The following is a 2,444-nucleotide window of genomic DNA, read 5'->3' on the forward strand; positions in this document are numbered from 1 at the left end:
GCGTGCGGCATGGCCCGTCATAGGTGGCCGAACTCGAGGGCGAGCGCGAGTCCGGCGGCGGCCACCGTGGCGAGGCCGGCCAGCACGTGGCTGGTATCGGTCTTGTAGGCCTTGTAGTCGGAGACCATCAGTGGGCAGGCGACGCAGATCACGAGTCCGGCCAGCCAGCCGTTCCAGGCCCCGACGAAGGCGGCGAGGAAGTAGTTCGTGACGACGACGAGGTTCGTGTGGACGACGGTGGTGCCGTGATAGAAGCTGGCCCCGTCGTCGGAACCGAAGCCCTCGCTGTTGTGCCGAACCAGTCGGAGTCCGCCGAACGCGAGGACGAGAAAGCCGACGACGAGGCTGGCGAATACGCCCGGCGCGAGGACGAAGTGGTACAGGAGCACCGCCGGCACCAGATACGCGAAGATGTCGATGAACGAGTCGACCTGCCGCCCGAACGGCGAGGACGTGCCCGTCCGACGGGCGTACCAGCCGTCGGCTTTGTCGAGACAGAACGCGGCGAACATGGCCAACAGCCCCCAGTTCGGTTCCCCGCCCACGAACAGGAGCGCGCTGGCCCAGCCGACGAACAGTGCGCCGAGGCTGATGTAGTCCGCGCCGGTGAGCTGTTCGAACACGTTCGTCCTGTCGGCCGCGTTCACGACCCGCCGATCGGCGGGATCGAACCGGTTCCAGACCCCTCGGATCGCCTCACGCAGTTCACCCGTCATTCGCTCGAGTGGAGCATCGACAGGAACAGGTATAAATCTGCCCTGTGAACTATTTACTTAGAAATATTCTATATACCTATAGTCGACTTCATTCATCTCGGTACCGATCGGTAGTCGGTCACTGCCGTGACGCCCCTCCTGCGATCCGTTCTACTCGAGCGAGCGCCCGCTACCGTGCTTTCGTCGATCGATGCGAGAACGGTCCGATCCTGACGTAGCGACGACGCTGACGAGGTTCGAAGCCGTGGCGTTCGAACAGCCGTCGAGAGGGGCTGTTGTCGAGTGCGACGAGCGCGGTGGCACGCCCGGCTCCGCGTTCATGCGCCCGTCGGCAGGCTTCGGCGACGATTGCCGTCGCGATCCCGCAATTCCGGTGGTCGGGATCGGCGAAGACGCGTCTGATGTAGGCTCCGTCGAACGCCAGCGTTCGCTCCAGCGGGTCGATCTCGTGGGCGGCGTCGATCGAAGTAAAACAGTAGCCTCGAGGCCGGCCGTCCTCGAGTGCGGCGATCACCTGCTCGTCGGGACGGAGCTCGTCGACGGGTGCATCCAGCGACGTGACTCGCGCCGGCTCACAGACCTCGACCGAGTACGACCGCTTCCCGTCGGTATCGAAGGTGGTCCCCTCGAGCGTCGTGACGTACTCGATCATCACCGTCGCCGTGATCCCGAGCTGTGCGAGCGTATCGTAGGCGGTACGACCGTACCGATTTCGGGTCAGCCGCCAGAGTTCGGGCATCAGTCGTCTTTCACCGGCGATGGAATAAATAGTTAGTGACGAAACGGAGCCGACTCCGGTGTGTAGCGTTCGATCTGACCGAGTTTCGTTATAGATATATAGAACACTACAGGTCCTTATAGGCGCTCGAGCGCTACCCCGGATCGCGATCCATGTCCGAACAGACCAGACGCGATGTGCTACGGCTCGCGACGGCAACGACCGCCGCCGGCGTTCTCACGCTCGGTTCGGCGGCGACCGCACAGTCGAACGAAACCGAGTGGCAACGAGTCGAGTCACCGACCGGAAAGGCGCTGAACGACGCCGTCGACACCGCTGCGGGACCGTTCGCGGCCGGGGCGGACGGCAACGTCCTCGCCCGACGCGAGAATGGCTGGCAGAAAGTCGTCGCCTACGGGCCGCAGGCCCGCAGCCGTCGGCTGACCGGAATCGACGCCACCGACGACGGCAACGCCGTCTGGTTCGTCGGCGGGAGCGGCGTCATCGGCGAGTACAACGTCGAGACGAAGACGCTAACGAACTACTCCGCGCCGAACGGCATGACGAGTACCTGGGAGGACTGCGCGGTCCGGGGAACCGCCGGCGAGAACGAGCGCGTGTACTTCGTCAACGGCTCCGGGGAACTCCTCGTCGGCGTCCGCCAGGACAGCGGCGCGATGCAGTACGAAGACGTGATCAAACCCGGCGGCGGCTCGACGATCCCCGGCATCGACTTCCACGCTCGAGGGGCGGGACACGTCTGTTCGACGAGCCAGTTCGTCGCGGAGACGGCCGACGGCGGCGGAACGTGGGAGCAGATCGGCATCGACTTCGCGGGCGGCGCGTTCTTCGACCTCGCGAGTCAGGACCCGAAAGACGTGAACGTCGCCGCCGGCTCCGGGATCGTCTATCGGTACGACGGCTTCCGCTGGACGCCCCACGTCGTCGACGGCAAGCGTCGGGCGATCCGTGCGATCGACCGCGACGGGGCCGACGGACTCGCGGCCGGC

At 65.3% G+C, this 2,444-nt stretch carries 3 protein-coding genes; 1 reads left to right on the forward strand and 2 read right to left on the reverse strand.

The window, feature by feature from the left end; translation table 11 throughout:
- Positions 1 to 17 precede the first annotated feature (17 nt).
- Complete coding sequence (locus PGX04_RS17510) at positions 18 to 716, reverse strand: CDP-alcohol phosphatidyltransferase family protein (RefSeq protein WP_273739693.1); 699 nt, start codon at positions 714 to 716, stop codon at positions 18 to 20.
- A 169-nt stretch (positions 717 to 885) separates the two neighbouring features.
- Positions 886 to 1,455: a GNAT family N-acetyltransferase gene (locus tag PGX04_RS17515; RefSeq protein WP_273739694.1), complete on the reverse strand. Its 570-nt coding sequence runs from the start codon at positions 1,453 to 1,455 to the stop codon at positions 886 to 888.
- Positions 1,456 to 1,607: 152 nt separating this feature from the next.
- On the opposite strand from PGX04_RS17515, the gene PGX04_RS17520 reads away from it, so the two are divergent.
- Positions 1,608 to 2,444 (forward strand): beta propeller repeat protein (locus PGX04_RS17520; RefSeq protein WP_273739695.1); only part of this gene is annotated, 837 nt, incomplete at its 3' end.

This window comes from Natrinema soli (assembly GCF_028618695.1).

Bases quoted from the DNA above. Each gene is read 5' to 3' on its own strand.
- PGX04_RS17510 (WP_273739693.1), bottom strand. From the start codon at position 716: ATGACGGGTGAACTGCGTGAGGCGATCCGAGGGGTCTGGAACCGGTTC.
- PGX04_RS17515 (WP_273739694.1), bottom strand. From the start codon at position 1,455: ATGCCCGAACTCTGGCGGCTGACCCGAAATCGGTACGGTCGTACCGCC.